At 37.2% G+C, this 1354-nt stretch carries 2 protein-coding genes; both read right to left on the reverse strand.

Annotated features, from left to right (window positions below; all coding sequences use genetic code 11):
- The coding region (gene istB, locus CWS01_RS21895; RefSeq protein WP_101179672.1) for an IS21-like element helper ATPase IstB at nucleotides 1-756 on the reverse strand (756 nt) is incomplete at its 3' end.
- Nucleotides 753-1354: Mu transposase domain-containing protein (locus tag CWS01_RS21900; protein WP_407938595.1), on the reverse strand; the 602-nt coding region annotated here is incomplete at its 5' end. The genes CWS01_RS21900 and istB, both read right to left, overlap by 4 nt.

Genomic DNA, 1354 nt, shown 5'->3' on the forward strand with positions numbered 1-1354 from the left:
CTGGTCGATATCTTCTCTTTGATTCATACTTTGTCTAAATCGATAAGATTCTCCATTTAAAAGAAGTATATGAGCCTTATGTGTTAATCTGTCTAGTAACGCTGCAGTCATCTTTTCATCTCCGAATATAGATGTCCATTCTGTAAACTCTAGATTAGTAGTTATCATAACACTTGCTCGTTCGTAACGGCCTGCAAAGAATTGAAACAAGAGTTCAGCTCCAATTTTTGAGAATGGCACGTAACCAAGTTCATCTATGATGATCAAATCAAATTTGAGCCACCTCTTTTCTAATGCTCCTAGCTTGTGCTCTTCATTAGCCAAAAGGAGCTCTTCTACTAATTCTGCAGCAGAGATAAACTTAACCTTATAGCCATTTTTAATCATTTCAATACCTAACCCTGTTGCCAAATGCGACTTACCGGTCCCACTGTTTCCTAAAAAAATTATATTTTCCTTCTTCTCCACAAAATCTCCCTTTGATAAAGTCAAAAAACGATTTCGGTTTAAACTTGGCATCAAACTAAAATCATAGCCATCTAGTGTTTTATGAACCGGAAAAGCTGCTTGTTTAAGTCTTCTTTGCCTTTGATTTTCCTCTCTAGATTCTGATTCTATTTCTAATAAAGCTAATAGATATTCCTCGTATCTTAGATTACGATCTTCAGCCTCTCTTGCGAGAGAACGATATTGTGCTGCAATAGTAGGAATTCGTAATTGTTTAGTAAGGTGATCTAATAGTAGTTCAGTTGTCATTTCCTAGTTCCTCCTGTCAATTGACCGTACTGTTCTATATTGGATTTATTCACTTTGTAATCAAGAAGATTGACTGGTGTTTTGTCCGTAGGAAGAGTACTAATTGGTGTGTGTTGGTTTGTAAGACTTTGAATGATTTCATGGACTTTCTCATATCGAAATACTTTCGCTTTTTCCGCTTCCAATAATGCCTTCGTTAAGTTTTCCATACCAATATCACGATGGAGGAGAAGAAGTCTAATGAACTTTTGATCACCTGCAGAGCCTTCCTGCTCACGCATTTTCGAATGAAATCGTTTGAATACATCCGGGATTTCTTTTGATTGGAATGCGTGAGCGTCACGAATTGCCCTTGGTTTTTTTAGTAACACCTCGAGATAATGATCAAGAACCGTAATCATTTGACCACGTTCATAGGAACGAGTATGTTCTGCGATTACATGATTTTGAGCCACTACGATTACACGATCCACAAAAATTTTTGCCCATACAGCTTGACCCACATAGCTGCAGGGCACAGAATAACGATTAGTCTCTACCGTTATAAGGGAAGTTTTATTAACCTTACAGGATAATAGCTTACATGCTTCAAATCGGT

Source organism: Niallia nealsonii, from assembly GCF_002835805.1.
In the GTDB taxonomy this organism is placed as follows: Bacteria; Bacillota; Bacilli; order Bacillales; family Cytobacillaceae; genus Niallia; species Niallia nealsonii.